Source organism: Caballeronia sp. LZ019 (assembly GCF_031450825.1).
GTDB lineage: Bacteria > Pseudomonadota > Gammaproteobacteria > Burkholderiales > Burkholderiaceae > Caballeronia.
In genome coordinates this window covers 2333105-2357145 of record NZ_JARTVZ010000005.1, presented here as the reverse complement: position 1 = coordinate 2357145, position 24041 = coordinate 2333105, and the positions used below count along the sequence as shown (strand labels likewise).

General features: G+C 63.8%; 26 protein-coding genes. 16 read left to right on the top strand and 10 right to left on the bottom strand.

Annotated features, from left to right (window positions below; all coding sequences use genetic code 11):
- Nucleotides 1–523 precede the first annotated feature (523 nt).
- The 9 genes from P9255_RS24435 to P9255_RS24395 all read left to right on the top strand — a co-directional run bounded on the left by P9255_RS24435 (nucleotide 524) and on the right by P9255_RS24395 (nucleotide 8002).
- The gene (locus tag P9255_RS24435; protein ID WP_309765137.1) at nucleotides 524–1453 is read left to right on the top strand and encodes a DMT family transporter; all 930 of its coding nucleotides are present in this window, start codon (nucleotides 524–526) and stop codon (nucleotides 1451–1453) included.
- Between the two features lie 167 nt (nucleotides 1454–1620).
- The gene (locus P9255_RS24430; protein ID WP_404980413.1) at nucleotides 1621–2205 is read left to right on the top strand and encodes a TIGR00645 family protein; all 585 of its coding nucleotides are present in this window, start codon (nucleotides 1621–1623) and stop codon (nucleotides 2203–2205) included.
- A gap of 54 nt (nucleotides 2206–2259) precedes the next feature.
- A complete protein-coding gene (locus P9255_RS24425) occupies nucleotides 2260–3795 on the top strand; it encodes a fumarate hydratase (protein WP_309765138.1) in 1536 nt (511 codons plus the stop codon).
- A 195-nt stretch (nucleotides 3796–3990) separates the two neighbouring features.
- A complete protein-coding gene (gene bfr, locus P9255_RS24420; RefSeq protein ID WP_309790555.1) occupies nucleotides 3991–4467 on the top strand; it encodes a bacterioferritin in 477 nt (158 codons plus the stop codon).
- A gap of 12 nt (nucleotides 4468–4479) precedes the next feature.
- Nucleotides 4480–5361, top strand: a complete 882-nt coding sequence (gene murI, locus P9255_RS24415) for a glutamate racemase (RefSeq protein ID WP_309765140.1) — start codon at nucleotides 4480–4482, stop codon at nucleotides 5359–5361.
- A 175-nt stretch (nucleotides 5362–5536) separates the two neighbouring features.
- On the top strand, nucleotides 5537–5779 hold the full coding sequence (locus tag P9255_RS24410) for a (2Fe-2S)-binding protein (protein ID WP_309765141.1): 243 nt from the start codon (nucleotides 5537–5539) through the stop codon (nucleotides 5777–5779).
- A 283-nt stretch (nucleotides 5780–6062) separates the two neighbouring features.
- Nucleotides 6063–6794, top strand: a complete 732-nt coding sequence (locus P9255_RS24405; protein WP_309790554.1) for a TonB family protein — start codon at nucleotides 6063–6065, stop codon at nucleotides 6792–6794.
- 26 nt (nucleotides 6795–6820) lie between these two features.
- Complete coding sequence (locus P9255_RS24400; RefSeq protein ID WP_309765143.1) at nucleotides 6821–7567, top strand: MotA/TolQ/ExbB proton channel family protein; 747 nt, start codon at nucleotides 6821–6823, stop codon at nucleotides 7565–7567.
- A 12-nt stretch (nucleotides 7568–7579) separates the two neighbouring features.
- Entirely contained in the window at nucleotides 7580–8002 is a 423-nt protein-coding gene (locus tag P9255_RS24395) for a biopolymer transporter ExbD (protein ID WP_309765144.1), read from the top strand.
- A 336-nt stretch (nucleotides 8003–8338) separates the two neighbouring features.
- Here the strand turns inward: P9255_RS24395 and P9255_RS24390 are convergent, their stop codons facing one another.
- A complete protein-coding gene (locus P9255_RS24390) occupies nucleotides 8339–9301 on the bottom strand; it encodes a LysR family transcriptional regulator (protein ID WP_244792861.1) in 963 nt (320 codons plus the stop codon).
- 162 nt (nucleotides 9302–9463) lie between these two features.
- Between P9255_RS24390 and P9255_RS24385 the strand changes: the two genes are divergently transcribed.
- From P9255_RS24385 to hemP, 4 genes are all read left to right on the top strand, one after another.
- Nucleotides 9464–10330, top strand: a complete 867-nt coding sequence (locus P9255_RS24385) for a pirin family protein (RefSeq protein ID WP_309790553.1) — start codon at nucleotides 9464–9466, stop codon at nucleotides 10328–10330.
- Nucleotides 10331–10442: 112 nt separating this feature from the next.
- Nucleotides 10443–10841: an OsmC family protein gene (locus P9255_RS24380; RefSeq protein WP_309765146.1), complete on the top strand. Its 399-nt coding sequence runs from the start codon at nucleotides 10443–10445 to the stop codon at nucleotides 10839–10841.
- A gap of 42 nt (nucleotides 10842–10883) precedes the next feature.
- Nucleotides 10884–11372 (top strand): SRPBCC family protein, encoded by a 489-nt coding sequence (locus P9255_RS24375; protein ID WP_035970074.1) that lies wholly within the window; start codon nucleotides 10884–10886, stop codon nucleotides 11370–11372.
- A gap of 116 nt (nucleotides 11373–11488) precedes the next feature.
- Nucleotides 11489–11722 (top strand): hemin uptake protein HemP, encoded by a 234-nt coding sequence (hemP, locus tag P9255_RS24370; protein WP_309765147.1) that lies wholly within the window; start codon nucleotides 11489–11491, stop codon nucleotides 11720–11722.
- A gap of 271 nt (nucleotides 11723–11993) precedes the next feature.
- Here the strand turns inward: hemP and P9255_RS24365 are convergent, their stop codons facing one another.
- From P9255_RS24365 to uvrB, 6 genes are all read right to left on the bottom strand, one after another.
- A complete protein-coding gene (locus tag P9255_RS24365) occupies nucleotides 11994–12407 on the bottom strand; it encodes a heme-binding protein (protein WP_309765148.1) in 414 nt (137 codons plus the stop codon).
- An 18-nt stretch (nucleotides 12408–12425) separates the two neighbouring features.
- Nucleotides 12426–13778 (bottom strand): 4Fe-4S binding protein, encoded by a 1353-nt coding sequence (locus P9255_RS24360; RefSeq protein ID WP_404980412.1) that lies wholly within the window; start codon nucleotides 13776–13778, stop codon nucleotides 12426–12428.
- Between the two features lie 59 nt (nucleotides 13779–13837).
- Nucleotides 13838–14689, bottom strand: a complete 852-nt coding sequence (locus tag P9255_RS24355; protein WP_309765150.1) for an FTR1 family protein — start codon at nucleotides 14687–14689, stop codon at nucleotides 13838–13840.
- 63 nt (nucleotides 14690–14752) lie between these two features.
- Entirely contained in the window at nucleotides 14753–15097 is a 345-nt protein-coding gene (locus tag P9255_RS24350; RefSeq protein WP_309765151.1) for a cupredoxin domain-containing protein, read from the bottom strand.
- A gap of 53 nt (nucleotides 15098–15150) precedes the next feature.
- Nucleotides 15151–15696 carry an iron transporter gene (locus P9255_RS24345; RefSeq protein WP_404980411.1) on the bottom strand — a complete coding sequence of 182 codons (546 nt, stop codon included), beginning with the start codon at nucleotides 15694–15696 and terminating at the stop codon, nucleotides 15151–15153.
- Between the two features lie 265 nt (nucleotides 15697–15961).
- Entirely contained in the window at nucleotides 15962–18058 is a 2097-nt protein-coding gene (uvrB, locus tag P9255_RS24340; protein ID WP_309790551.1) for an excinuclease ABC subunit UvrB, read from the bottom strand.
- A 417-nt stretch (nucleotides 18059–18475) separates the two neighbouring features.
- On the opposite strand from uvrB, the gene P9255_RS24335 reads away from it, so the two are divergent.
- Nucleotides 18476–19675, top strand: a complete 1200-nt coding sequence (locus tag P9255_RS24335) for an amino acid aminotransferase (protein WP_309790550.1) — start codon at nucleotides 18476–18478, stop codon at nucleotides 19673–19675.
- A 76-nt stretch (nucleotides 19676–19751) separates the two neighbouring features.
- On the opposite strand, the gene P9255_RS24330 is transcribed toward P9255_RS24335, so the two are convergent.
- The gene (locus P9255_RS24330) at nucleotides 19752–19973 is read right to left on the bottom strand and encodes a hypothetical protein (protein ID WP_309765154.1); all 222 of its coding nucleotides are present in this window, start codon (nucleotides 19971–19973) and stop codon (nucleotides 19752–19754) included.
- A gap of 284 nt (nucleotides 19974–20257) precedes the next feature.
- On the opposite strand from P9255_RS24330, the gene P9255_RS24325 reads away from it, so the two are divergent.
- A complete protein-coding gene (locus tag P9255_RS24325; protein ID WP_309790549.1) occupies nucleotides 20258–20749 on the top strand; it encodes a hypothetical protein in 492 nt (163 codons plus the stop codon).
- A 79-nt stretch (nucleotides 20750–20828) separates the two neighbouring features.
- Here P9255_RS24325 and P9255_RS24320 read toward each other — a convergent pair whose 3' ends face one another.
- Together P9255_RS24320 and P9255_RS24315 are read right to left on the bottom strand one after the other, a co-directional pair.
- Nucleotides 20829–22241 (bottom strand): lactate utilization protein B, encoded by a 1413-nt coding sequence (locus P9255_RS24320; protein ID WP_309790548.1) that lies wholly within the window; start codon nucleotides 22239–22241, stop codon nucleotides 20829–20831.
- A gap of 21 nt (nucleotides 22242–22262) precedes the next feature.
- A complete protein-coding gene (locus P9255_RS24315) occupies nucleotides 22263–22997 on the bottom strand; it encodes a (Fe-S)-binding protein (RefSeq protein WP_309765157.1) in 735 nt (244 codons plus the stop codon).
- A 151-nt stretch (nucleotides 22998–23148) separates the two neighbouring features.
- Here P9255_RS24315 and P9255_RS24310 point away from each other — a divergent pair, with 151 nt between their 5' ends.
- A complete protein-coding gene (locus P9255_RS24310; RefSeq protein ID WP_309765158.1) occupies nucleotides 23149–23955 on the top strand; it encodes an IclR family transcriptional regulator in 807 nt (268 codons plus the stop codon).
- Nucleotides 23956–24041 lie beyond the last annotated feature (86 nt).

Genomic DNA, 24041 nt, shown 5'->3' with positions numbered 1-24041 from the left:
GGAAGCAGCCGCTCGCGCATACAGCCGAACCTTGTCTCCTGTCGACACGAGTTAGCGCTTGAGCGCCTGCTCGTGTCCCATGCAAAGCTGTTGACACGAGTTAGCGCTTGAGCGCCTGCTCGTGTCCGATGCAAAGCTGTCGACACGAGTTAGCGCTTGAGCGCTTACTCGTGTCCCATGCAAAGCTGTTGACACGAGTTAGCGCTTTAGCGCCTACTCGTGTCCCATGCAAAGCTGTTGACACGAGTTAGCGCTTAAGCGCCTGCTCGTGTCCCATCCAGAGCCGTAGACGAAAGCAGGCGCGTCGACGCCTCCCTTTCGCCTCACTCGAACGTTCGAGCTTGCCCTCCGATATCATCCCGCACTGGTTCGAAGATATGCCGCGCAACTTACCCGCTTCTTACGCGAGCGCCCTTGTCGGCACGGGGTATACACGGAGTCGGCGCGGCTTCTACAATGCCTCCCCACAATCGTAACTGAACTCGTCGCGGGCTTGTTCGCCACGCATCGCGGAAATCAAAGCGTGAATCGCTACGCCCTCTATCTCATCGCGTCGATGCTGCTCGTCGGGAGCAACGTCGGCATCGGCAAGTCGATCGTCGCAAGCGTGCCCGTGCCGCTTTTCGCGCTGCTTCGCTTCGTGATCGCGCTCGCGGTGCTGTGGCCGCTCTTTCGTCTCTCGAAGATGAAGCAGGTAGGCCGCGCCGAGTGGATCAACCTCTTTCTGCAAGCCCTGTTCGGCACGTTCGGCTTCACGCTGCTGATGCTCAACGGCGTCGCGCTTACGAGCGCCGTCGCAGCCGGCGTCATCACGAGCACGATGCCTGCGGTCGTCGCGCTCTTCGCATGGATCTTTCTGAAGGAGCGGCCGGGCGGACGCGCGTTCGTTTCCATCGCGCTGGCGGTCGTCGGCGTGGTCATCGTCAACGTGGCGCAAAGCGGCGGCGCTCATGCAGGCGCCGATACGAGCGCGGCCGCCGCCGGTTCGCTCGCGGGCAACCTGATGGTCGTCGGCGCGGTCTGCTGCGAATCGCTTTATGTGATTCTCTCGCGGCGGCTCACGCAGACGTTGCCCGCCATCGACATCTGCGCGTACACGCACGGCTTCGGCTTTCTGCTGATGCTCCCGCTCGGTCTGCCGTCCGCACTCGCGTTCGACTGGAGCGGCGTCGACTGGATCACCTGGGCGCTCGTCGGCTGGTACGCGCTGTCGGCCAGCGTCTTCTCCTTCTGGCTGTGGATGAAGGGCATCCGCCATGTGCCCGGCAGTCTCGCCGGCGTATTCTCGGCCGTGCTGCCCGTCGCGGCGGCGCTCTATGGCATCGCGTTTCTCGGCGAACGGCCGACGCTCGCCCACGGCGCGGCCCTCGCCTGCGTGATGGCAGGCATCGTGCTGGCGAGCCTCCGCCGCCGGCCGCGCAGTTCGCGCGAAAGCCACGAAGGCGGCGTCTGAAGCGGCGGCATCGATAGCGATGACGGCGGCATTACCCGCCGACGCGCTACAATGTCGGGCTTTGTGACGCGGCCCTTGCGTCCGACGCGCGTTCCGGTTGCACGCGCATCGTTTCAATCGATTTCAGCCATCCCTCTTCGCCGACCGCCCGACCCGACAAGCCGCCCATGTCCGCTCCCAAGCACATTCCAGATTCGCCCGTTCAATCCGGCACGATGAAGGCGCTGCCGAGAATCATCTTCATGAGCCGCTGGCTTCAGGTGCCGCTGTATCTCGGGCTGATCGTCGCGCAAGCCGTTTATGTCGTGCTGTTCCTGAAGGAAGTCTGGCATCTCGTCACGCACGCGATGACGCTGGATGAGACCAACATCATGCTCGTCGTGCTCGGCCTCATCGACGTGGTGATGATCTCGAACCTGCTGATCATGGTGATCGTCGGCGGGTACGAGACCTTCGTGTCGCGGCTTGGCGTCGAAGGGCATCCGGACGAGCCCGAGTGGCTCGATCACGTCAACGCCGGCGTGCTGAAAGTGAAGCTGTCGATGGCGCTCATCAGCATCTCGTCGATCCATCTGCTGAAAACGTTCATCAACCCGGATCAGCACAGCTTTCATACGGTGTTGTGGCAAGTGATCATCCACGTCGCCTTCCTCGTGTCCGCGCTGATCATGGCGTACGTCGACCGGCTCACCACGCACACGCATCCGAAGCATTTCCACAGCGAGACCGCCGCGCGCGGTGCGCTGGATTGACCAGAGCGTCATTCGAACGCTCACAGCAAGATTCACGTCCCCAGAGCACAAGCCATGACCGTCATCAAGCAAGAAGACCTGATCCAGAGCATCGCGGATTCCCTGCAGTACATCAGCTATTACCATCCGCTCGACTACATTCAGGCGCTCGGCCGCGCCTATGAGCGCGAGGAAAGCGCCGCGGCGAAGGACGCCATCGCGCAGATCCTGACCAACAGCCGCATGTGCGCGGAAGGCAAGCGGCCGATCTGCCAGGACACCGGCATCGTGACGGTGTTCGTGAAGGTCGGCATGGACGTGCGCTGGGGAAGCGAAAACGGCAGTGCGACGATGTCCGTCACCGACATGATCAACGAAGGCGTGCGCCGCGGTTACCTGAACCCGGACAACGTGCTGCGCGCATCGATCGTGAGCCCGCCCGAAGGCGCGCGCAAGAACACGAAGGACAACACGCCGGCTGTCATCCACTACGAGATCGTGCCGGGCGACAAGGTCGACGTGCAGGTCGCGGCCAAGGGCGGCGGCTCCGAAAACAAGTCGAAGTTCGCGATGCTGAACCCGTCCGATTCGATCGTCGACTGGGTGCTCAAGACGGTCCCGACGATGGGCGCAGGCTGGTGCCCGCCTGGAATGCTCGGCATCGGCATCGGCGGGACGGCGGAGAAAGCGATGGTCATGGCGAAGGAATCGCTGATGGACCCGATCGATATTCAGGACATCATCGCGCGCGGCCCGCAGGACTGGATCGAGGAATTGCGCGTCGAGTTGCACGAGAAAGTGAACGCGCTCGGCATCGGCGCGCAAGGGCTCGGCGGCCTGTCGACGGTGCTGGATGTCAAGATCATGGCCGCGCCGACGCACGCGGCGAGCAAGCCCATCGCGATCATCCCGAACTGCGCAGCGACGCGCCACGCGCACTTCACGCTCGACGGTTCAGGCGTCGCGAAGCTCGAAGCGCCCTCGCTCGACGCCTGGCCGAAGGTCACGTGGGCGCCGAACACGGAGACGAGCAAGCGCGTCGATCTGAACACGCTGACGCCGGAAGAAGTCGCTTCGTGGAAGCCCGGCCAGACGCTGCTGCTGTCGGGCAAGATGCTGACGGGCCGCGACGCCGCGCACAAGCGCATCGCGGACATGCTGGCGAAGGGCGAAAAGCTGCCGGTCGATTTCACGAACCGCGTGATCTACTACGTCGGCCCGGTCGATCCGGTGCGCGACGAAGCCGTTGGCCCCGCCGGTCCGACCACGGCCACGCGCATGGACAAGTTCACCGAGACGATGCTCGCGCAAACCGGCCTTATCTCGATGATCGGCAAGGCCGAGCGCGGTCCGGTCGCGATCGAGGCGATCAAGAAGCACAAGGCCGCGTATCTGATGGCGGTCGGCGGCGCGGCGTATCTCGTGTCGAAGGCGATCCGCGAAGCGAAGGTGCTCGCGTTCGAAGACCTCGGCATGGAAGCGATCTATGAGTTCGACGTGAAGGACATGCCGGTAACGGTAGCCGTCGATTCGAGCGGCACGTCGGTCCACAAGACCGGCCCCGCCGAATGGCAGGCGAAGATCGGCAAGATTCCGGTTGCCACGGTCTGAGCGCGAGTCTTCGCGCACCCGTGAAAGAAATAGCCGGGCATCGCGCCCGGCTTTTTCTTTGAACGCAGCCGCGACCGCTAAAGAGATTCATTCTCAGTTTTATCTGGAAGAAAAAATTTCTTCCCATCCTTGGCAGAAACACGCTCAAGGATTATCTTTCTTCAAATGCCCCGAGCTTTCGAACAAGGAACAATCATGCAAGGCGACGCAAAAGTCATCGAATACCTGAACGCGCAGCTCAAAAACGAGCTGACGGCGATTAACCAGTACTTCCTGCACGCGCGGATGTATAAGCACTGGGGCCTGGAGAAGCTGAACAAGCATGAGTACGACGAATCCATCGGCGAGATGAAGCACGCCGACTGGCTCATTCAGCGCGTCTTCATGCTCGACGGCCTGCCTAATCTGCAAGACCTGCACAAACTGCTGATCGGCGAGGAAACGAAGGAAATCCTCGAATGCGACCTGAAGCTCGAGCAGATTTCGCAGTCCACATGCAAGGAAGCCATGGCGTATTGCGAATCCGTGCGCGATTACGTCTCGCGCGACATCTTCGACAAGATCCTGAACGACACCGAAGAGCACATCGACTGGCTGGAAACGCAACTGGATCTGATCGACAAGGTCGGCATCCAGAATTACCAGCAAACCATGATGGGCGACCACGAGTAATCCGCAATCGCAATGTCCGTTGTCGCTGTGCCGTCCGCTTCAACCATCGCTGCGCCGAACGTGCGCGCCGTGCCTGACACGAGCGCGCCGGTCGGCATTTTCGACTCCGGCTTAGGCGGGCTTTCCGTCCTGCGCGCAGTGCGTGCCGTCTTGCCGCACGAGCGGCTGATTTACGTCGCCGATTCGCTGCATGCGCCCTACGGCGAGCGCGACGACACGTTCATCACCGCCCGCACGATGGCCATCGGCGAATGGCTCGTCATGCAAGGGGCGAAGGCGCTCGTCGTCGCGTGCAATACGGCGACGGCGCAATCCATCGCCTTCGTGCGGGAGCGGCTCGCGATTCCGCTCGTCGGCGTGGAGCCTGGGGTGAAGCCGGCGGCGGCGGCGTCGAAGACGCGCGTCGTCGGCGTGCTGGCGACGCAGGTGACGCTAAGGAGCGCGCGCTTCCAGTTGCTCCTCGATCGCTATGCCGGCGATTGCCGCTTCATCTGCCAGCCGGGGCACGGGCTGGTGCAGGCGGTGGAACGCTGCGACACGTCGTCGCCGGAACTCATGGCGCTGCTCGAAAGTTATCTGAAGCCGATGCTCGATGCCGACGCCGATACGCTCGTGCTCGGTTGCACGCACTATCCCTTTCTCGACCGGGCCATTCGCGAGATCGCGGGCGAGCGGCTGCAGATCATCGATACGAGCGTGGCCGTCGCGCGCCAGCTCGAACGCCTGCTGAATGCGAACGCGCTGACAAACCGCGACGCATCGCTCGAACGCCTGCCGCGCTTCTGCTCGACGGCGGACGGCGAATCCCAGCGGCAACTCGCCGCATCGCTCCTCCAACTCGATGCCAGCGTCGAGCACGTGGTCATCCCATCGGTCCCGGCGCAGCTCGTCTGAGCAGTTCCTTGCGGCGAGCGCTTCCGCGCGAGCCGCTTCCGCCCGCAGGACAACGCCGCCGGCAACAACCCCGCTCACTTCTGCGACGTGTTACAAAAAACACCGACCCTCGCTTGCAAAGCCTCGCATACTGAATGATAATAATTCGCATTAACGAAAGCTATCGCGAACGATCATGATCGTGTGTGTCTGCAAATCAGTGTCTGACCGGAAGATCCGCGCCGCCATCGCCGAGGGGATCGACTCCTTCGACGAACTGCAGTTCGAGCTCGGCGTCGCCATGTGCTGCGGCAAATGCGAAGAAAGCGTTCGCGATGTCATGGCCCAAAGCGGCGTCTGCGCGTCGCACTGCGGGGTCGTCGAGCGCGAGCGTCCGCAGGCCGTGCCGTTGACGTTCTACGAACGCAAGGCTGCGTAAGGTATTCCGCCGTACTGCCGGGCGACGGAGCGCTGAGCGCGCTGTTCCGTCGCATGATCGTTTTCCCGCAAGCCAGGTACCTTGGTTCCACAGGTCATCAGCCAGCCATGCAACGCTTGTCCCGAGGAGGGAAAGATGGAATTGCTGATTGGTTTCGTGGCCACCCTGTTTACTTCCCTGGTTATTTTTCGCACATGATGTCGTTCGGCTCTCTTCGCGCCTCGCGCGCCTTCTTCGTCCCGAATGACAGCGCAATCCGCAGTCAGGCCAGCAGCGCATAAGAATGCAGTCCCCGATCACTTCCCCCGCCGCTTTCCAGCGGTCGCCTGCTTCGAACGTCAATCCGCGCGTGATGGCGGCGTGCGCCTTCGTGCTGGCGATTCATGCCGCGCTCCTCGGCGTCGCGCTGACGATGCGCCACGAGCCGCCGCCGCGTATCATCGAATCGAAAGCGATCACCGCGCAGTTGATCAGCGAGACGCCGCAGCCCGCGCCGCAGCCGGTCGCAGTCGAATCCCCGCCGACGCCGCAGCCGCCGAAGCCCGTGCCTAAGCCGCAGCCCAAGCCGAAGGTGAAGCCCAAGGTCGAGCCGAAGCCCACGCCGATGCCGGTGACGGAAGCGCCGTCGCAGATCGCCGCGCCCGCGCCTGAACCCACGCCGCCCGCCCCGCCGCAACCCGCGCCGCCGCCGCCGGCCGCCCCTGCAATCGGCAAGCCGACGATGGATCTCGCCGCGCCGAAGAACGTGGCGCATCTTTCGTGCAATATCGCGCAGCCCGACTATCCGGCGATGTCCCGCCGCCGCGGCGAAACGGGCACGGCAATGGTCAGGCTGACGGTCGGACTTTCGGGCAAGATCGAAGACGTGAAACTGCAGAAGAGCAGCGGCTCCTCGCGCCTCGACGACGCCGCGCTCGACGCCGTCCGCTCGAGCGCGTGCACGCCCTATAAGGAAAACGGCGAGGCGATCCGCGCGACCGCGACGGTGCCCTTCGTTTTCAGCTTGAACGACTGACGTTTTTTTAGATACAGGAACTGGAAATGCAAAACTACGGAATTGCGCACGTGTGGGCGCAAGGCGATTTCGTGACGCGCGGCATTGCGCTCGCGCTCGTCATCATGTCGGTGCTTTCGTGGACGGTGATCGTCGTGAAGGCGTGGAATGTCGTGCGCCTGAAGCGACTGACGAAAAACGCCGAGACGGCCTTCTGGCACTCCGACGACTTCAACGACGGCATCAAGAAGCTCGGCGGCCAGTCGTCGAGCCCGGCCGACAACCCGTTTCTCGCGCTTGCGCTCGCCGGTCAGGAAGCGGCCGAGCATCACCATCAGACGCAGCCGCACCTGCATGACCGCATGGACGTGTCCGACTGGATCACGCGCTGCCTCAAGGACGTGATGGACGAAGGCGTCGGCCGCATGCAATCGGGCCTGGCGATTCTCGCGTCCATCGGCAGTACGTCGCCGTTCGTCGGCCTCTTCGGCACGGTGTGGGGGATTTATCACGCGCTGCTGACCATCGGCGCGACGGGCCAGACGTCCATCGATCAGGTGGCGGGGCCGGTTGGCGAGTCGCTCATCATGACCGCGTTCGGCCTCTTCGTCGCGATTCCGGCGGTGCTCGGCTACAACGCGCTGACCCGCGCGAACAAGAGCATCGTGAACAAGCTGAATCGCTTCGCGCACGGCCTGCACGCGTTCTTCGTCACCGGTGCGAAGCTCTCGTCGCGCAAGCCCGCCGGGAACGGCCAGGCCGACAGCCTGCGTCTCGCGACGCGCGCCAGCTAAGCGGAGGTTCTCATGGCCATGAGCCCATTCGCCGGCGATGAAGACGACGGCATGATGAGCGAAATCAACATGACGCCGCTCGTCGACGTCATGCTCGTTCTGCTGATCATCTTCCTGGTGACGATTCCCGCGATGCATCACGCGGTGAAGATCGACCTGCCGCACGCAAGCAGCCAGCCGCAGGACGAGAAGCCTTCGCACGTGAACGTCGCGATTCAGGCAGACGGCGCCATCCTCTGGGACGACCAGAAGATCGATGACGCGACGCTCAACGCGCGCATCGCACAGGCGTCGCAGCAGACGCCGCAGCCGGAAATTCACTTGCGTGCGGATCGCAAGGTGCCGTACGAGCGTGTTGCCGACCTGATGTCGGCCGCCCAGGCAGGCGGTCTGACGAAGATCGGTTTCGTGACGGAGCCGAAAGGCGGCAAGTAAGCGGCGTCGCGAGCAGAAAGAAAAAGGCCTTCATCGTCGGACGAAGGCCTTTTTTATTGCGCGCTCGGCGCATTCGGGCGAGGCGATTACTTGGGGCTCGAATAACCTGAACCCGCGGAATCGCCGCATGCGGCAGCCGTGTTGGACACGGACAGCGCGATCAGCCCTATCAGACTAACTATCAGAGTAGCCGTCAGTTTTCGCATAAGAAGCTCCTTAGCGAAAGGAACCCCAATATAACGCCGGCATTTTCGCCGGACAAGATTTCGGCCGATTGAATATGTCCATCGCAAGCGCGCGCTTCAATGTCACAGACGATGCAGCGCGCCCCGGCGATCAAACCGTTTCCTGTTCAGGCCGCTCGATGACAGGACATTCTCCGGGAAAGCGTCTGCCGTCATCGATCGACTCGACGAGAAAATCGACGAACGCGCGAATGGCCGGCACCATGCCCTGCCGCGACAAAAAGACCGCGTAGAGCTGCGGCGACGGAAACGTCCAGCCCGGCATCACCGGCGACAACTGGCCGCTTCGCAGCGGCGCGCCGTACATCATCTCCGGCAAGGCCGCGATGCCGACGCCGCGCATCACGGCTTCGCGGATCATCGACAGGTCGGCAGTGACGAGACGCGGCTCGTGCTCGTACTCGTGACGCGTGCCATCGGGCGCGATCAGGCGATACACATGCCGGCCGTCCGACGACGGCATGTCGAGCGTGTCGTATTGCGCGAGGTCCGCGACGGTCATCGGCGGCGCGTTCGGCTTCAGGAGCGACGGCGCGGCGACCAGCATCTGCTGCGTGCGCCACAGCGGACGCGCCACGACATTCGAACTCGCGGGCGCCTCGGACCGCACGCGCAACGCGACATCGATCGCGTCCTCGAAGAGATCGACGACGCGGTTCGTCACGCGCAGCACCACGCGAACCTCGGGATAGCGATGCATGAAATCGGGCATGACCGAGGCAAGAAACGTCTGCGCGATGGTCACGGGCACGCTCACGCGCACCGTGCCGCGCGGCGAATCGCGCAGGCTCTGCACGACGTTGACGGCCGCCTGCGCCTCGGCGAGCATCGCCTGACAATGCTGGTAGAAGAGCTGGCCCGCCTCGGTGAGCGCGAGCTTGCGCGTGGACCGCTGCAAGAGCCGCACCCCGAGCGACGCCTCCAGTTCCGACACGCGCCGTGACAGCCGCGACTTCGATATGCCCAGCACGCGTTCGGCTGCGGAAAATCCGCCGTGCTCGACCACGTGAGAGAAGTACATCAGATCGTTGAGGTCGTGCGAATCGGCTTTCATTTTCGGTAGTCGGTTTCTGTCGTCGGCCAAGGCCGTTGTTTATCGCAGCAGGACAATGCATTGCGCCGCAGCGTCTTTTACCGCCAAATACGGGCCATATAATAGCTCCATCGTTCCAAATTTAGCGCCATTCCCCTATTGGCGACGCGAGGCCAGAACACCATGAGCCGCACCATTTCCAGCATCATTCCCGCGACCCGCACCGTTGAAGGCGGCGGGTTCGTCGTGCATCGCCCGTTTCCGACCCGCCTTTTGATGGACTTCGACCCGTTCCTGCTGCTCGACGAAATGGGTCCGGTCAACTACGCGCCCGGCGAAGCGAAGGGCGCGCCCGATCATCCGCATCGCGGCTTCGAAACCGTGACGTACATGCTCGAGGGCGAATTCGGCCACAAGGACTCCGCCGGGCATTCCGGCACGCTGCGCCCCGGCGATGTTCAATGGATGACGGCGGGCGCGGGCGTCGTGCACAGCGAGATGCCGGGCGAAGCGTTCACCCAGCGCGGCGGGCGCGTTCACGGCGTGCAACTGTGGGTGAACCTGCCGCAGCGTGACAAGATGATCCCGCCGCAGTATCAGGAGATTCCGTCGGAACGCATTCCGGTGGCCACGAGCGAAGACGGCAAGGTGCAGGTGAAGGTCATCGCCGGCGAAGCGCTCGGCGTCCGAGCTGCCATCGAAACGCGCACGCCCATCCTGTACCAGCACTTTTCGCTGCAGCCGGGCGCGAAGATCGAGCATCGCGTGCCGCGCGACTTCCGCGTGTTCGCGTATGCGCTGTCGGGCACCGCGCTGCACGGCCCGCAAGCGCAACCGGTCCGCGCGCAACAGATGGTCATTTTCCGCGACGACGCCGACACGATCACCCTCGCCGCCGGCGACGAGCCCGTCGAACTGCTCTTGCTCGGCGGCGTCCCGCTGAAGGAGCCGGTCGTGCGTTACGGTCCGTTCGTGATGAACACGGAAGAGGAGATTCGTCAGGCGGTGATCGACTATCAGTCCGGCCGGATGGGCGCCATCACGCACTGATCGAAAGCGCAAAACGGCGCGGCACGAACGGGCACATTGCGTCACAATGACCGTTCGTCCCGCGCCGTTTCTTTTTGTCCGGCGCGTCCGTTCCCTTCTCGAGGAAAAGCGCATGTCCGCTCCTGTCGTGACCGCCGTCATCGGCGAGGCTGAATATCGAACGCGTCTCGAAGACGGCACGCACACCTGGCACGCCGATGAACCGGCCAGCCTCGGCGGCGCGGACTCGGCACCGCAGCCGGCTGCGCTGCTGCTGTCGAGCCTGGGCGCGTGCACCTCGATCACGCTGAAGATGTACGCGAAGCGCAAAGGCTGGGCGCTCGATTCCGTAGAGGTGGCGCTGTCGATGAAAAGCACGGACGGCGGCACGGTCATCGACCGTCGAATCACCGTTGCGGGCGCGCTCGACACCGAGCAGCGGGAACGGCTATTGCAAATCGCCAACGCGTGCCCGATGCACAAGGTCCTCTCTGGCGCGATCCACATCGAGTCTGAACTAGCCGAAGTCTGACGGCCTGCCATCGGCATCACGAACGTCCAAGGAAACGTCGTCTTGAATTTTGAACACCTGATCCAGATCAACGATCCGCACAACCCGCTCGTCGCATCCCTGACGCGCGAGCAGTTGTGGGAAGGCCTCGTGCTGCGCGCCGAGCAGCCGCAGTTGTTCGTGCTGGGCCTCGATAGCTGCGCCATCCTTTCGCGCGACGGCGACGTCATGGAGCGCGAACTGCATTACGGGCAGGCCGTCGTGCGAGACCGCGTGACGCTCTATCCGAACGACAGCGTGCGCTACGACATCCTGCCGACTGCGGAGCACGTCGGCGGCTCGCTGACTATGGCCATCGAACAGCCGGATGCGCTTCAGCTCTTCTTGCGCTTCACCTACAGCACGACGCTGCCGGAGAACGACCATCCGACGCCTGATGAACGACAGACGCAGGAGATCGTCAAGTCGGCGTATCGCGAGTCGGATATCGATACCGTTCGGCTGATTCGCCAGTACGCACACGGCCGCACCGGCGAAAGCCCGCTGCACTGAGCACATGAAGCGCGGCTATCGAAAGTCGCGCTTCCATCGGAAAGTCTGCTTGCAAATAGGAATCGTTATCATTTACTATAGATCCATCGAATCAACGAACGCACTCTCTCACCGACATGACCGACACGCTGCGATCCTCCACGCTCAGGCTGCGCCGTCCGGCTGTTCGCGACGCGGCCATTACCCGCCTGAAGGCGGCGACCCCCGCTCCTGCAGCTGATGCGAACGCCGAGCGGTCGCTGCGCAGCGATACGCTGCTGCAGGGGCGCAGTCACATCGCCATCATGCATAACGGGGAGACTTATCAGTTGCGCGCGACGCGTCTGGGGAAACTCATCCTGACGAAGTAGCGCAAGGAACGCTGTACGTACCGTGTATTGTGGGGACCACCTCGCCAGGAGGTGTTTGGCCTTAGCCAGCAAGGACGACTTGCACGCGAGAATTTAGACCCCTTCGTGCAAACACCAGCCAGTCGTCGATAGCCAGCGAAGCCGTTTTTTTGGTTCCTGCCGGATGTGCCCGCATTCTTCATGCGGAAAAAAAAACGGCACGCTTTCCTGATGAAAGCGTGCCGTTTCCTTTGGCGATGAACGCCTGACACGTTCTGCTCAGGCGCTCTCCTCAGGCGCTCTCGATCCCCAGCGCGGCGATGCCCGCGCGCGCGATCTGCGCATCCTGATCCGACTTCACGCCCGATACCCCCACCGCCCCGACGATATCCGCGCCGACGAAAATCGGCACGCCGCCTTCGAGCATCGCGGTCATCGGTGCGGACAGGAACGCGGTGCGGCCTTGCTTGATCGTGTCCTCGTAGGCTTTCGTCTCGCGGCGGCCGAGGACGGCGGTCCGCGCCTTGCCCGTCGCCATCTCGACCGTGCTCGCGCCCGCCCCGTCCAGCCGGTGCAGATGCAGCAGATGCCCGCCTTCATCGACGATGGCGATCGTCACGTTCCACTGATGCTGTTTCGCGAAAGCCTCGGCGGCGGCGGCCATGGCGGTGACATCATCGTCGGTCAGTACGGGTTTCGTTCTCATGGCGCACTCGCGGTCCGGTTAGCGTGAAAAGCCCCAGAACATCAAATACCACGCGCTGTCCGCAACGGCCAGCGCTGCCACGAACCATAACATTGCAGCGAAGCGGGGAACAGTCGCCGCGGCATAGCGGCCGGTCACGCGCCAGGCGAGCCACGCGCTCCATACATTCGCGATGCCGAGCAGCCCGAGGCGCAAGCCCGTGACCCACCACAGCGGCACGTGCTCCGCGCGCAGCAGCGAGACGGTCGTCGCGGAAAGGCCGAGAAACACGCCGACGCCCGCAATCGGAATCAGCGCGAGCGCCAGATGATGCAGCCGCTTCGCGCTGCCCCCGCCGAGCATGCGCGCGCCACCGGCGAGAAGCGCGAGCAGCGCCGTGCCGTAGACGAGCCCCGTCGCGACGATATAACCGATGACCAGCGTGCCGTCGAGCCACGAAAAGACGTCGTTCTGCTCCGGATAGTTCGTGAACAGGAACCACGGCGCGTTCGCTTCGAGCGGCCAGAGAATGTTGTGGTCGATCAGCCAGCCCGCGCAGAACTGCTTCAGATCGACGAACCACGTGCTCACGGTCCAGTGAAAAGCCCCGATGGCGATGCCCAGCAGCCCATAGAGAATGAGCGCGGTATCCCAGGGATTCGCCGCCCTGTCGCCGAGATTCACGACTTCCTCGGCGGGCGAGCGCCACGACAGCGCAATAGCGTCGCGGTGACCGCTGCATCGTCCGCACATGTGGCAGTCGGCGGCGCCCTTCATGTTGCGCAGCGGCACGAGCGGCGCGCAGTTGATCGGAATCACGCGATGCCCGTGCTCGCCCTTCGTGTACGAGCGCCGCCAGGCGTCTTCGTCGACCTTGTAGTGAAACGGCGCCAGGCGCGAAAGCAGCGAGAACACGCCGTTTACCGGGCACAAATACTTGCACCACACGCGCTTCTCGCGGCCGTACAGCGCGCCGATGACCATGGCCGCAACCGTCGATCCGCCGAGCACGAGCAGCACGGCCTTCGGATACTGGTAGACGCTGACCATCTGGCCGTAGATTGTCGTGAGGCCGAACGCGACGAAAGGCCAGCCGCCCCAGCGCATCCAGCGCGGAATGGCGCGGCCGCGCCCGAAACGGCTCGCGAACTCCGTCAGCGCGCCTTCGGGACACAGCACGCCGCACCACACGCGGCCGAGCATCACCATCGACAGCAGCACGAACGGCCACCAGATGCCCCAGAACACGAACTGCGCCGCGAGCGTGAGGTTGTTCCAGAGATGCGCCGAGCCGTCGGGCAGCGGCATCACGGCGGGAACGAGAATCAGAAAAGCGTACACGGCCACCACGACCCACTGAATTGCGCGGATCGTGCTGCCGTGACGTTGCATCCATTGGCCGGCTTGCTGAAGCCGGCTAGGGACTCGCACACCTGATTGCATCTGGGAGCTCATGCTGGGCGGCCAGCCGCCTTCTGCTTTTGCGCCATCTGATTGTTGGAGCGGCGCATCAGCAGATAGATGACGATCCAGTACACCGCATAAGCGACGAGATTCATGCCGGCGGGATGCGCACGATAACCGGTAAGCGTCGCGACGAGCGAGCCGAAGGTGGTGGAATCGTCGAGCAGCGCGGACGTATTCCACACCTGATTGACGATCACCGGCAGCACTTCCATGTCGATCAGCTTGTCGACGCCCGTTTCGAAGAGACCGGCGGCGAGAAACAGCAGCATGATCTCGGTGACGCGGAAGAACGAGCGCCACGAGAAGACCTTGCCGCCGAGCTGGAGCACGTAGAACGTGAGCAGCGCGAGCCCGAAGCCGATGACGATCGCCACGTACTGCGACGCCGGCACGTGACCCGACTGCCCGAAGCCGACGCCATACAGGAACACGGCCGTTTCGCTGCCTTCACGCGCGATCGCAAGCGCGACCAGCAGCGCGATGCCCCACCAGTGCCCGTCCTGCGTGGTCCTTTTCAGCGACGTTTCCATGTCGCGCTTGAGCGTGCGGCCGTGCCGCTTCATCCACAGCACCATCTGGACGATCAGCACGCACGCGATCAGCACCATGCCGGTCTGGAAGTAATCCTGCGCATTGCCCGACAGCACTTCGGTGAAACCGATAAGCGCCGCGCCGAGCGCGATCGCCGCCAGCAGCCCGGCCGCGACGCCGAACCACAGGTAAGGCAGGCCGCGGCGCGCCTGATGATCGCCGTTCTTGAGCCACGCATGCAGGATGCCGACGACCAGCAGCGCCTCGACGCTTTCCCGCCAAACGATGAAAAGGACCTGCCCCATAACGCACACCTCCTGCGGTTCTGCTTCACTACCGCCGCGCGATCGCACCGCGCGGCAGGAACATCACTTCGCGACGATGACGCCTTGCGCCGTCTGGTGGAAATCGTCGAAGAACTTGTACTCGCCCGGATCGAGCGGCGCGATCACGACGAACGAATCCGCGCCGGGCGCAAGGACCTTTTCCTTGCGCAACTGCACGCTCTCGAATTCGGCGGCGCCCTTGCCGACGTTGTGCACCTCGATCTTGATGCGCTGCCCCGCCGGCACTTCGATGCGCGCCGGGTTCAGCTTGCCGTCGTTCATTTCGAGCTTGAACGTCGGGAGATCGGCGGCCTGCGCGACACCGGCGCTCGCGCCGGCAATCAACGTGGACAACGCCAGTGCAACAACCTGCCTGTTGAATTTCATGCGTACTTCCTGGAGAAGAACGCGCCCGGCTCACGCGCGCGGGCGCTCGATACTCAATACCCGCCCTTCTTGCCGATGCCCGCGAACGGGAAGTCGTATTCGATCGTGTACGGCTTGAACCACGGGCCGACGCCGGTTTCCTTGTCGGTGTGGCGACCGAACGCCATATGGCCGGTTTCCGTCGGCGGCGAGATGTGCAGCTTCAGGTGATACTTGCCCGGACCGAAGAGCTTGACGTTGTCGCCGTAATGCGGGCCGTCGCTTGCGACCATCGCCATCAGGTCGCCCTTGACCGTCTGCGTCGTCCCGACCTTCGAGAGTTCGTACGTGATGTTGAGGTACGGCATCCAGTCGCCTTCCGCGAAACCGGTCGGATTGTTCTTGACCGCGTGGATGTCCGCTTCGAGGTGGATGTCCGAATCCGACGCCTTGCGCATCATGCCTTCCGGCGACATCGTGATCGGCTGCAGATAGACGGCGCCCACTTCCATGCCGCCTTCGATGTGCTGCTTTCCGATCGGATACTCGGCAGCGGAGGCCGCCATCATCGCCGTGAGACCAGCGGCGGCGACAAGGCCGCGCATCAACGTAGAACCCATCAGATACTCCTTCTTTTTATGGACCGGCCCGCGCTTCGAAGCCGCCGCGCGGCCACGCTACAAAACGGCCGATTACCCCGCTACCGTGAACGGTAATACGAACCATTCTCAATGTTCGTCAGTTTAGCATCGTTCGGTGGGCGCAACAATTTGAACCGGCTTACAAACCCAGTCGCGGTAAGGCTTTTCGGGCGGAGGAAAGCAGCAAGAAAAACGGCGAACCGAAGGTTCGCCGCCTGTCGATGCCGCAACGCCGCGCCGGGCGTCACTTTCCGCCCGGCCCGCTCACGTGATCGCCGACGTTCGCGCCGAACACGCGCTGCCGCAGCAGCGCCAATTGGTCGCGGGTCTGCGCGGCTTTCTCGAATTCCAGGTTCTTCGCGTGATCCATCATCTGCTTCTCGAGGCGCTTGATTTCCTTCGCGATCTGCTTCTCGCTCATGTCCTCGAACTTGGCGCGCGCCTGCGCTTCCTTCAGTTCGGCGCGTGCATCGTCGGCGCTGTAGACGCCATCGATGATGTCCTTGATGCGCTTCTCGACACCGCGCGGCGTGATGCCCATCGCCTGATTGTGCGCGATCTGCTTCGCGCGCCGGCGCTCGGTCTCGCCGATCGCGCGTGTCATCGAGTCGGTCATGTTGTCGGCGTAGAGGATCGCCTTGCCGTTCACGTTACGCGCCGCCCGGCCGATGGTCTGGATCAGCGAACGCTCGGCGCGCAGGAAGCCTTCCTTGTCGGCGTCGAGGATCGCAACGAGCGATACCTCCGGAATATCCAGCCCCTCGCGCAGCAGGTTGATGCCGACGAGCACGTCGAAGGTGCCGAGCCGCAAGTCGCGGATGATCTCCACGCGCTCGACCGTATCGATATCGCTGTGCAGATAGCGCACCTTCACGCCGTGGTCCGCGAGGAATTCGGTCAACTGCTCGGCCATGCGCTTGGTCAGCACGGTAACGAGCACGCGCTCCTGCGCCGCGACGCGCGCATTGATCTCGGAGAGCACGTCGTCAACCTGTGAGCGCGCGGGCCGCACTTCGATCTCCGGATCGACGAGGCCGGTCGGACGCACGAGCTGCTCGGCCACCTGCCCCGCTTTCGCTTTTTCATAGTCGGCCGGCGTCGCCGATACGAAGATCGCCTGGCGCATCTTGCGCTCGAACTCGTTGAACTTGAGCGGCCGGTTGTCGAGCGCGGACGGCATGCGGAAGCCGTAATCGACAAGATTCTCCTTGCGCGCGCGGTCGCCGTTGTACATGCCGTTCAACTGGCCGATCAGCACGTGCGACTCGTCGAGCAACATCAGCGCGTCGGGCGGCAGATAGTCGACGAGCGTCGGCGGCGGCTCGCCGGGCGCCGAGCCGGAGAAATGCCGCGAGTAGTTCTCGATGCCCTTGCAGAAGCCGAGCTCTTGCAGCATCTCGAGATCGAAGCGCGTGCGCTGCTCCAGCCGCTGCGCCTCGACGAGCTTGCCCTGGCTATGGAAGAACTCGAGCCGGTCGCGCAGTTCTTCCTTGATCGTCTCGATCGCGCGCATGACGGTGTCGCGCGGCGTCACGTAATGCGACGACGGATAGACGGTGAAGCGCGGAATCTTGTGGCGCACGCGGCCGGTGAGCGGATCGAAAAGCTGCATCGACTCAATCTCGTCGTCGAACAGCTCGACGCGCACCGCCATTTCGGCGTGCTCAGCCGGAAAGATGTCGATGGTGTCGCCCCGCACCCGGAACGTCCCGCGCTGAAAATCGGCTTCGTTGCGCGTGTACTGCATCGCGATCAGGCGCGCGATGATGTCGCGCTGCCCGAACTTGTCGCCCGTGCGCAGCGTGAGAATCATCTTGTGATATTCGGACGGATTGCCGATACCGTAGATCGCCGAGACCGTCGCGACGATGACCACGTCGCGGCGCTCCAGCAGGCTCTTGGTCGCCGACAGCCGCATCTGCTCGATGTGCTCGTTGATCGACGAATCCTTCTCGATGAAGAGATCGCGCTGCGGCACGTACGCTTCCGGCTGGTAATAGTCGTAGTACGAGACGAAATACTCGACCGCGTTGCGCGGGAAGAACTCGCGGAACTCGGCGTAGAGCTGCGCGGCGAGCGTCTTGTTCGGCGCGAAGACGATGGCCGGCCGGCCCATCCGCGCGATGACGTTCGCCATCGTGAAGGTCTTGCCGGAGCCGGTGACGCCGAGCAGCGTCTGGAACGAGAGGCCGTCCTCGATGCCTTCGACGAGCGTCGCGATGGCGCCGGGCTGATCGCCGGCGGGCGGATAGGGCTGGTAAAGCTGAAACGGCGAGCCGTCGAAGGTGACGAACTTCGACTCGTCCAGTGCGTCGGGCGCTTCGATGAGGGTATCGGACATGGGTACGAGAGTCTTCGCCGGGGCAAACACTTATTCTAGCGGCTGCCGCAAAACTGGCGCAGCGCCCGGGCGTGGGCGAAATCGGGCGCGGCATCCCTGCTGTGCGGCGTGACCGCGCGTCGTGTTCAGCACATTGGGCTCGCTCGCGCGATCTCAAGCGCCGCAAGGCGGCTCGCGGCAATTTTCGGCGAGCCGGCCGGTAAAAAGCGCGCAATCGCGCTGCCCGCCGACGAAACCGGAGCGGGATTCGCTACAATGTGCGACTGGGCCAGGCGGCGCGAAACGAGGTTCCACGGCCTTTCGCCCCGCCGACGCCCGCGCCTGAGCCAGCTTTCCGGCCATCGAGGCGCGACGCGGTCGAGAAACTTCGCCGTCCGCACTCCCTGCCGCACGTCCTTTCCTCACTGCCGATAGATCATGTCTCTTTTCTCTGCCGTCGAACTCGCCCCCCGCGACCCGATTCTGGGCCTCAACGAAGCCTTCAACGCCGACCCGCGCCCGACCAAGGTCAATCTGGGCGTCGGCGTCTACACCAACGAAGAAGGCAAGATTCCGCTCCTGCGCGCCGTGCGCGAAGCCGAAAAAGCCCGCGTCAACGCCGCGCTGCCGCGCGGTTATCTGCCGATCGACGGCATCGCTGCTTACGACTCCGCCGTGCAGACGCTCCTGCTCGGCCGCGACTCGCCGCTGATCGCCGCGGGCCGCGTCGTCACGGCGCAGGCGCTGGGCGGCACGGGCGCGCTCAAGATCGGCGCGGATTTTTTGAAGCGCCTGAATCCGAACGCGACCGTCGCGATCAGCGATCCGAGTTGGGAGAACCATCGCGCGCTGTTCGAAGGCGCGGGCTTCGAAGTCGTCAACTATCCGTACTATGACGCCGCCACCCACGGCGTGAACTTCGAAGGCATGCTCGCCGCGCTGAACGGCTATGCGGCGGGCACGATCGTCGTGCTGCACGCGTGCTGCCACAACCCGACGGGCGTCAACCTGAGCCCCGCGCAATGGGCGCAAATCGTCGAAGTCGTGAAGGCGCGCAACCTCGTGCCGTTCCTCGACATCGCCTATCAGGGTTTCGGCGAGAGCATCGAGGCCGACGCCGCCGCCGTGCGTCTCTTCGCTGCGGCCGAGCTGAACGTATTCGTGTCGTCGTCGTTCTCGAAGTCCTTCTCGCTGTATGGCGAGCGCGTCGGCGCACTGTCGATCATCACGACGGCGAAGGAAGAATCGGCGCGCGTGCTGTCGCAACTGAAGCGCGTGATCCGCACCAACTACTCGAACCCGCCGACGCATGGCGGCTCGATCGTGGCGGCGGTGCTGGCATCGGCCGAACTGCGCGCGACGTGGGAACAGGAGCTGGGTGAAATGCGCGACCGCATCCGTGCGATGCGCAACGGTCTCGTGGAGCGCCTGAAGGCGGCGGGCGTCGATCGCGATTTTTCGTTCGTCGATGCCCAGCGCGGCATGTTCTCGTACTCCGGCCTGACCGCCGCGCAAGTGGACCGTCTGCGCGAAGAGTTCGGCATCTACGCCGTGAGCACCGGCCGCATCTGCGTCGCCGCGCTGAACACGCGCAATCTGGATGTCGTCGCAAACGCGGTCGCCAGCGTCATCAGATAAGCGTCGTCTGCCGCAGAAACGAGAATGGCGTCCTTCGTTCGAAGGACGCCATTTTTTACGGCCGATGCAGTTGCCGTTACAGCGCGCGCGGCGTGGGATGCACGACGGGCGCTGCTGTGTCGTCGGCTTCGACGAGACCGTACGAAATCGCGCGCGCCAGTTCCGCGCTCACGCTGCCCACGTCCACCTGCTGACGGCGCGCAGCCGCCGATTCGCGCTCTTCCGCGTGCATGCAGAAGGTCAGCGCAGCCACGAGCAGAATGGCGAGAGGCCAGTAAGTCGATATTGTCTTTCTCATGAGACTGCCTTCGGTTCGATGTCGCTGCGGGCGATGTACCCACTGATCGACGTTTCGGATGGTACGCAATCGCCCGTTGCTGAAAAAGCCATCGAACAGAGAAGGTTCGTTGCGTCCATGGCAACAAGCAAGTTGTCGGCCAGTTTCGCTGTGCGATGTAACAGGCGAGGCCAGGCCGTCATAAAGGCTTACAAAGTTGTTGGGGACATCGGGCCGCCCCCGGTGTCTTAATGCTTAAACGTGCAACCAAAATTTCAACGGTCATGAAAGTCGCTGGGTTAGTGATGTTCTCCTCCGCGTTGCTCCTGGGCGGATGCGCGGCTTATCCGGATGGCCCCATGTATGGCGGCGGCTATCCCGTGTACGACGATCCCGGGTACGCGGCTTACCCCGCCTATCCCGCTTATTACGGCGGGCCGGTCGTGCAGCCCGGCGTGGTCATCGGCGGCGGTTACTATTCGGGGCCCCGGCGATACTGGGACGATAGCCCCGGCTATCGCCGTCCGCCGCCTGGCGGCTGGAATAACCGGCCGCGCGGCGACGGGTATCCGAATCGCGGCGGTCAGGCCGGCGGCCCGCCGCAGCGCGGCGGCGGCGGTGGTCCTCCGCCACAGGCCAGCGCCGCGCCGTTACCGCAGGCAGTCGGCGGCGTGAGGCCGCATCCCCCGCAGCAGCAGGCGCCACAGCAGCAACAGGCGCCGTCGCGTGGCGGCGGCGGTGGCGGTGGTGGCCACGGCGGGAACGACCGCGGCTTTCTCGGCCGGACTGGCGGCTGACCGTCCGCCCGAAAGCGAAAAAGGCCGCGCCGGATCACACGATCCGGCGCGGCCTTTCCTTTGCGCGACGCCTGCGCTGTCAGCCGATATGCGATTGCTGCGCTTTGTACAGTTCGCGGAACGTGCGGCCGACGGGCGCGGGCATATCGCGCGTGCCGGTCCATCCCGCGCCGAAAGGCAGGCGCGACAGTTTCCTCTCCCGCCCGCCGATGCGCTCCAGCACGCGCACGGCCAACCTGGTCACGAGCGCGTAAGCAGCCGGACGCATCGCCAGATAACCCCACGCCGCAAGCGCCGCGCGCTCGGTCCACGGACGCAGCCGCCGCTCCATCTGCTTCTCGCGCAGCTTGCGCAGCAGATCGGAGATCGGAATGCCGACCGGACAAACGCTGTTGCACTCACCGCATAGCGTCGCGGCTTGCGGCAGGTCCAGCGCCTTGTCGATGCCGACATAAGCCGGCGTGAGCACCGAACCCATCGGGCCGGGATACACCCAGCCGTATGCATGCCCGCCGATCTTCTGATACACCGGGCAATGATTCATGCACGCGCCGCAGCGGATGCAGCGCAGCATCTCCTGAAACTCGCCGCCTATCAGCCCGCTGCGCCCGCCATCGACGAGCACGAAGTACATGTGTTCCGGGCCGTCGGTTTCGTCCGACGCGCGCGGGCCGGTGAGCAGCGAGAAGTAATTGGACGTGGTCTGCCCGGTGGCCGAGCGCGGCAGCAGGCGCATCGCGGTAGCGAGATCTTCGAGCGTCGGCAGCACTTTTTCGATGCCCGTGACCGCGACGTGCACGCGCGGCATCACCGTGCACATGCCTTCGTTGCCCTCGTTCGTCACGACGGCCACCGATCCCGTCTCCGCGATCAGGAAATTGCCGCCCGTCACGCCCATGTCCGCCGACATGAAATGCGGGCGCAACACGTCGCGCGCCTCGCGCGTCATCGCGGGGATATCAGTGAGACGCGGCTTGCCGTGCGTCCTCGCGAACAGGTCCGCGATCTGTTCCTTGTCCTTGTGAACCACGGGCGCGATGATGTGGCTCGGCGGCTCGTTGTCGTTGATCTGCAGAATGTATTCGCCGAGATCCGTCTCGATGGACTGCACGCCCATCTCGCCGAGCACGCGGTTCAACTGCATCTCCTCGGACACCATCGACTTCGTCTTGATGACCTTCTTCACGCCGTGCTCGCGCGCAATGTCCGCCACGAGGCGCGCCGCGTCCTGCGTCGATTCCGCGTAGAGCACGGTCGCGCCCCGCCTCGTCGCCTCCCGCTCGAACGTTTCGAGCCAGACGTCGAGGTTCTCGAGCGCGCGATTGCGACGCTCCCTGAGCGCAGCGCGTGTCGCTTCGAAGTCGATGTCGCGCACGGCCGTCGCCCGCGCGCTGACGAATTTCGTCAACAGTTTCGTGAGGTTCTGCTGGAGCCTCTGGTCGGCGAGCTTGCTGCCGGCGCGCGCCTTGAAGTGCATCGTCTGGACTTGCATGTTCTTGTCTCCTCGCGATGCTCAGGCGCGGCTCTGCGCGTCGCCGGTAAGCACTTGCGCGATATGCAGCACGCGCGTCGCGGTGTCGCCCGTGCGGCGCAGCCGGCCTTCGATATTCAGCATGCAGCCCAGATCGCCGAGCACGACCGCATCCGCCCCGCTCGCCTTGATGTTCGCGCATTTCTCGTCAACGATCGCCGTCGAGATGTCGCCGTACTTCACCGCGAAGGTGCCGCCGAAACCGCAGCAATGCTCGCATCCGGCCATCTCGGTGACAGGCACGCCGGCTTGCGCAAGCAATTCGCGCGGCTGCGTCTTCACGCCGAGCTCGCGCAGGCCCGAACAGGAATCGTGATAGGTGACGGTGCCATCGAAAACGCCTGGTTCCAGGCGCGCCTTCGCCACGGTGACGAGAAAGTCCGTCAGTTCGAAGACGCGCGGCTGCAGCCGCGCGTAGCGGTTCATTAGTTCGGGATCGTCACGAAAGAGGTCGCCGTAATGCACGCGAACCATCCCGCCGCAGGAGCCGGACGGGATGACCACGTAATCGAACTGCTCGAATTCGCGCAGCGTTTTCTCGGCGAGATCGCGTGCAAGCCGCCGATCGCCGGAGTTGTACGCGGGCTGCCCGCAGCAGGTCTGCGCGGGCGGAACGCTCACTTCGAAGCCGGCGCGTTCGATCAGCTTGATGACCGAAAAGCCGATCTCGGGACGCATCATGTCGATGAGACAGGTGACGAATAAACCGACTCGCATGGGCAATTCCTTCTAGTTCGGATAGGCGAAGCACGCCGATTATCCGCGATAAGCGAGCATGTCCGAACACCTTGGCCATCGCAGCATCTCTTTTCACATTATGAGATACAATGGAATTTCCGCTGTTTGACGCATCAACCGATTTTTCACGATGAGCGATACGAACCCGGACTCCAAGACATCCATTCAGGTGATCGAACGCATGATGCGTCTGCTGGACGCGCTTGCCAATCACACCGATCCGGTCAGCCTGAAGGAACTCTCGCACAGCACTGGCCTGCATCCGTCCACTGCGCACCGCATCCTGAACGACATGGTGCTCTGCCGGCTGGTGGATCGCTCCGATCCGGGCACGTACCGGCTCGGCATGCGGCTGCTGGAACTCGGCAATCTGGTGAAAGCGCGTCTGTCGGTGCGTGAAGCCGCGATGCCGCCGATGCGCGAGCTGCATCGGCAGACGGGTCAGACGGTGAATCTGTCCGTGCGACAGGGCGACGAGATCGTGTATATCGAGCGCGCGTATTCGGAGCGCTCCGGCATGCAGGTCGTTCGCGCGATCGGCGGGCGGGCGCCGCTGCATCTCACATCGGTCGGCAAGCTCTTCCTCGCCGCCGACGAAGCCGCTCGCGTGCGCGCCTACGCGATGCGCACCGGACTCTCGGGCCACACGCAGAACAGCATCACGGATCTCGCCAAGCTCGAACGGGAGTTGTCGTTCGTGCGCCAGCAATCGTGCGCGCGGGACAACGAGGAACTGGAACTTGGCGTGCGCTGCATCGCGGCAGGCATCTACGACGACACCGGCCGGCTCGTCGCGGGGCTATCGCTTTCGGCGCCTGCGGATCGTCTGCAGGACGCGTGGCTCAGGCAACTGAGCCACACCGCCCTGGAAATCTCGCGGTCGCTCGGCTATCACCCGGAAGCGTCGGCGGAAGGACAACGCGAAGCGCAACGCTGATCGCGACGACCAAAGAAAAAGCCGGATTCGTCTCTCGACGATTCCGGCTTTTTTGCGGCCCGGCCCGACGGCCGATCCCGGGGACG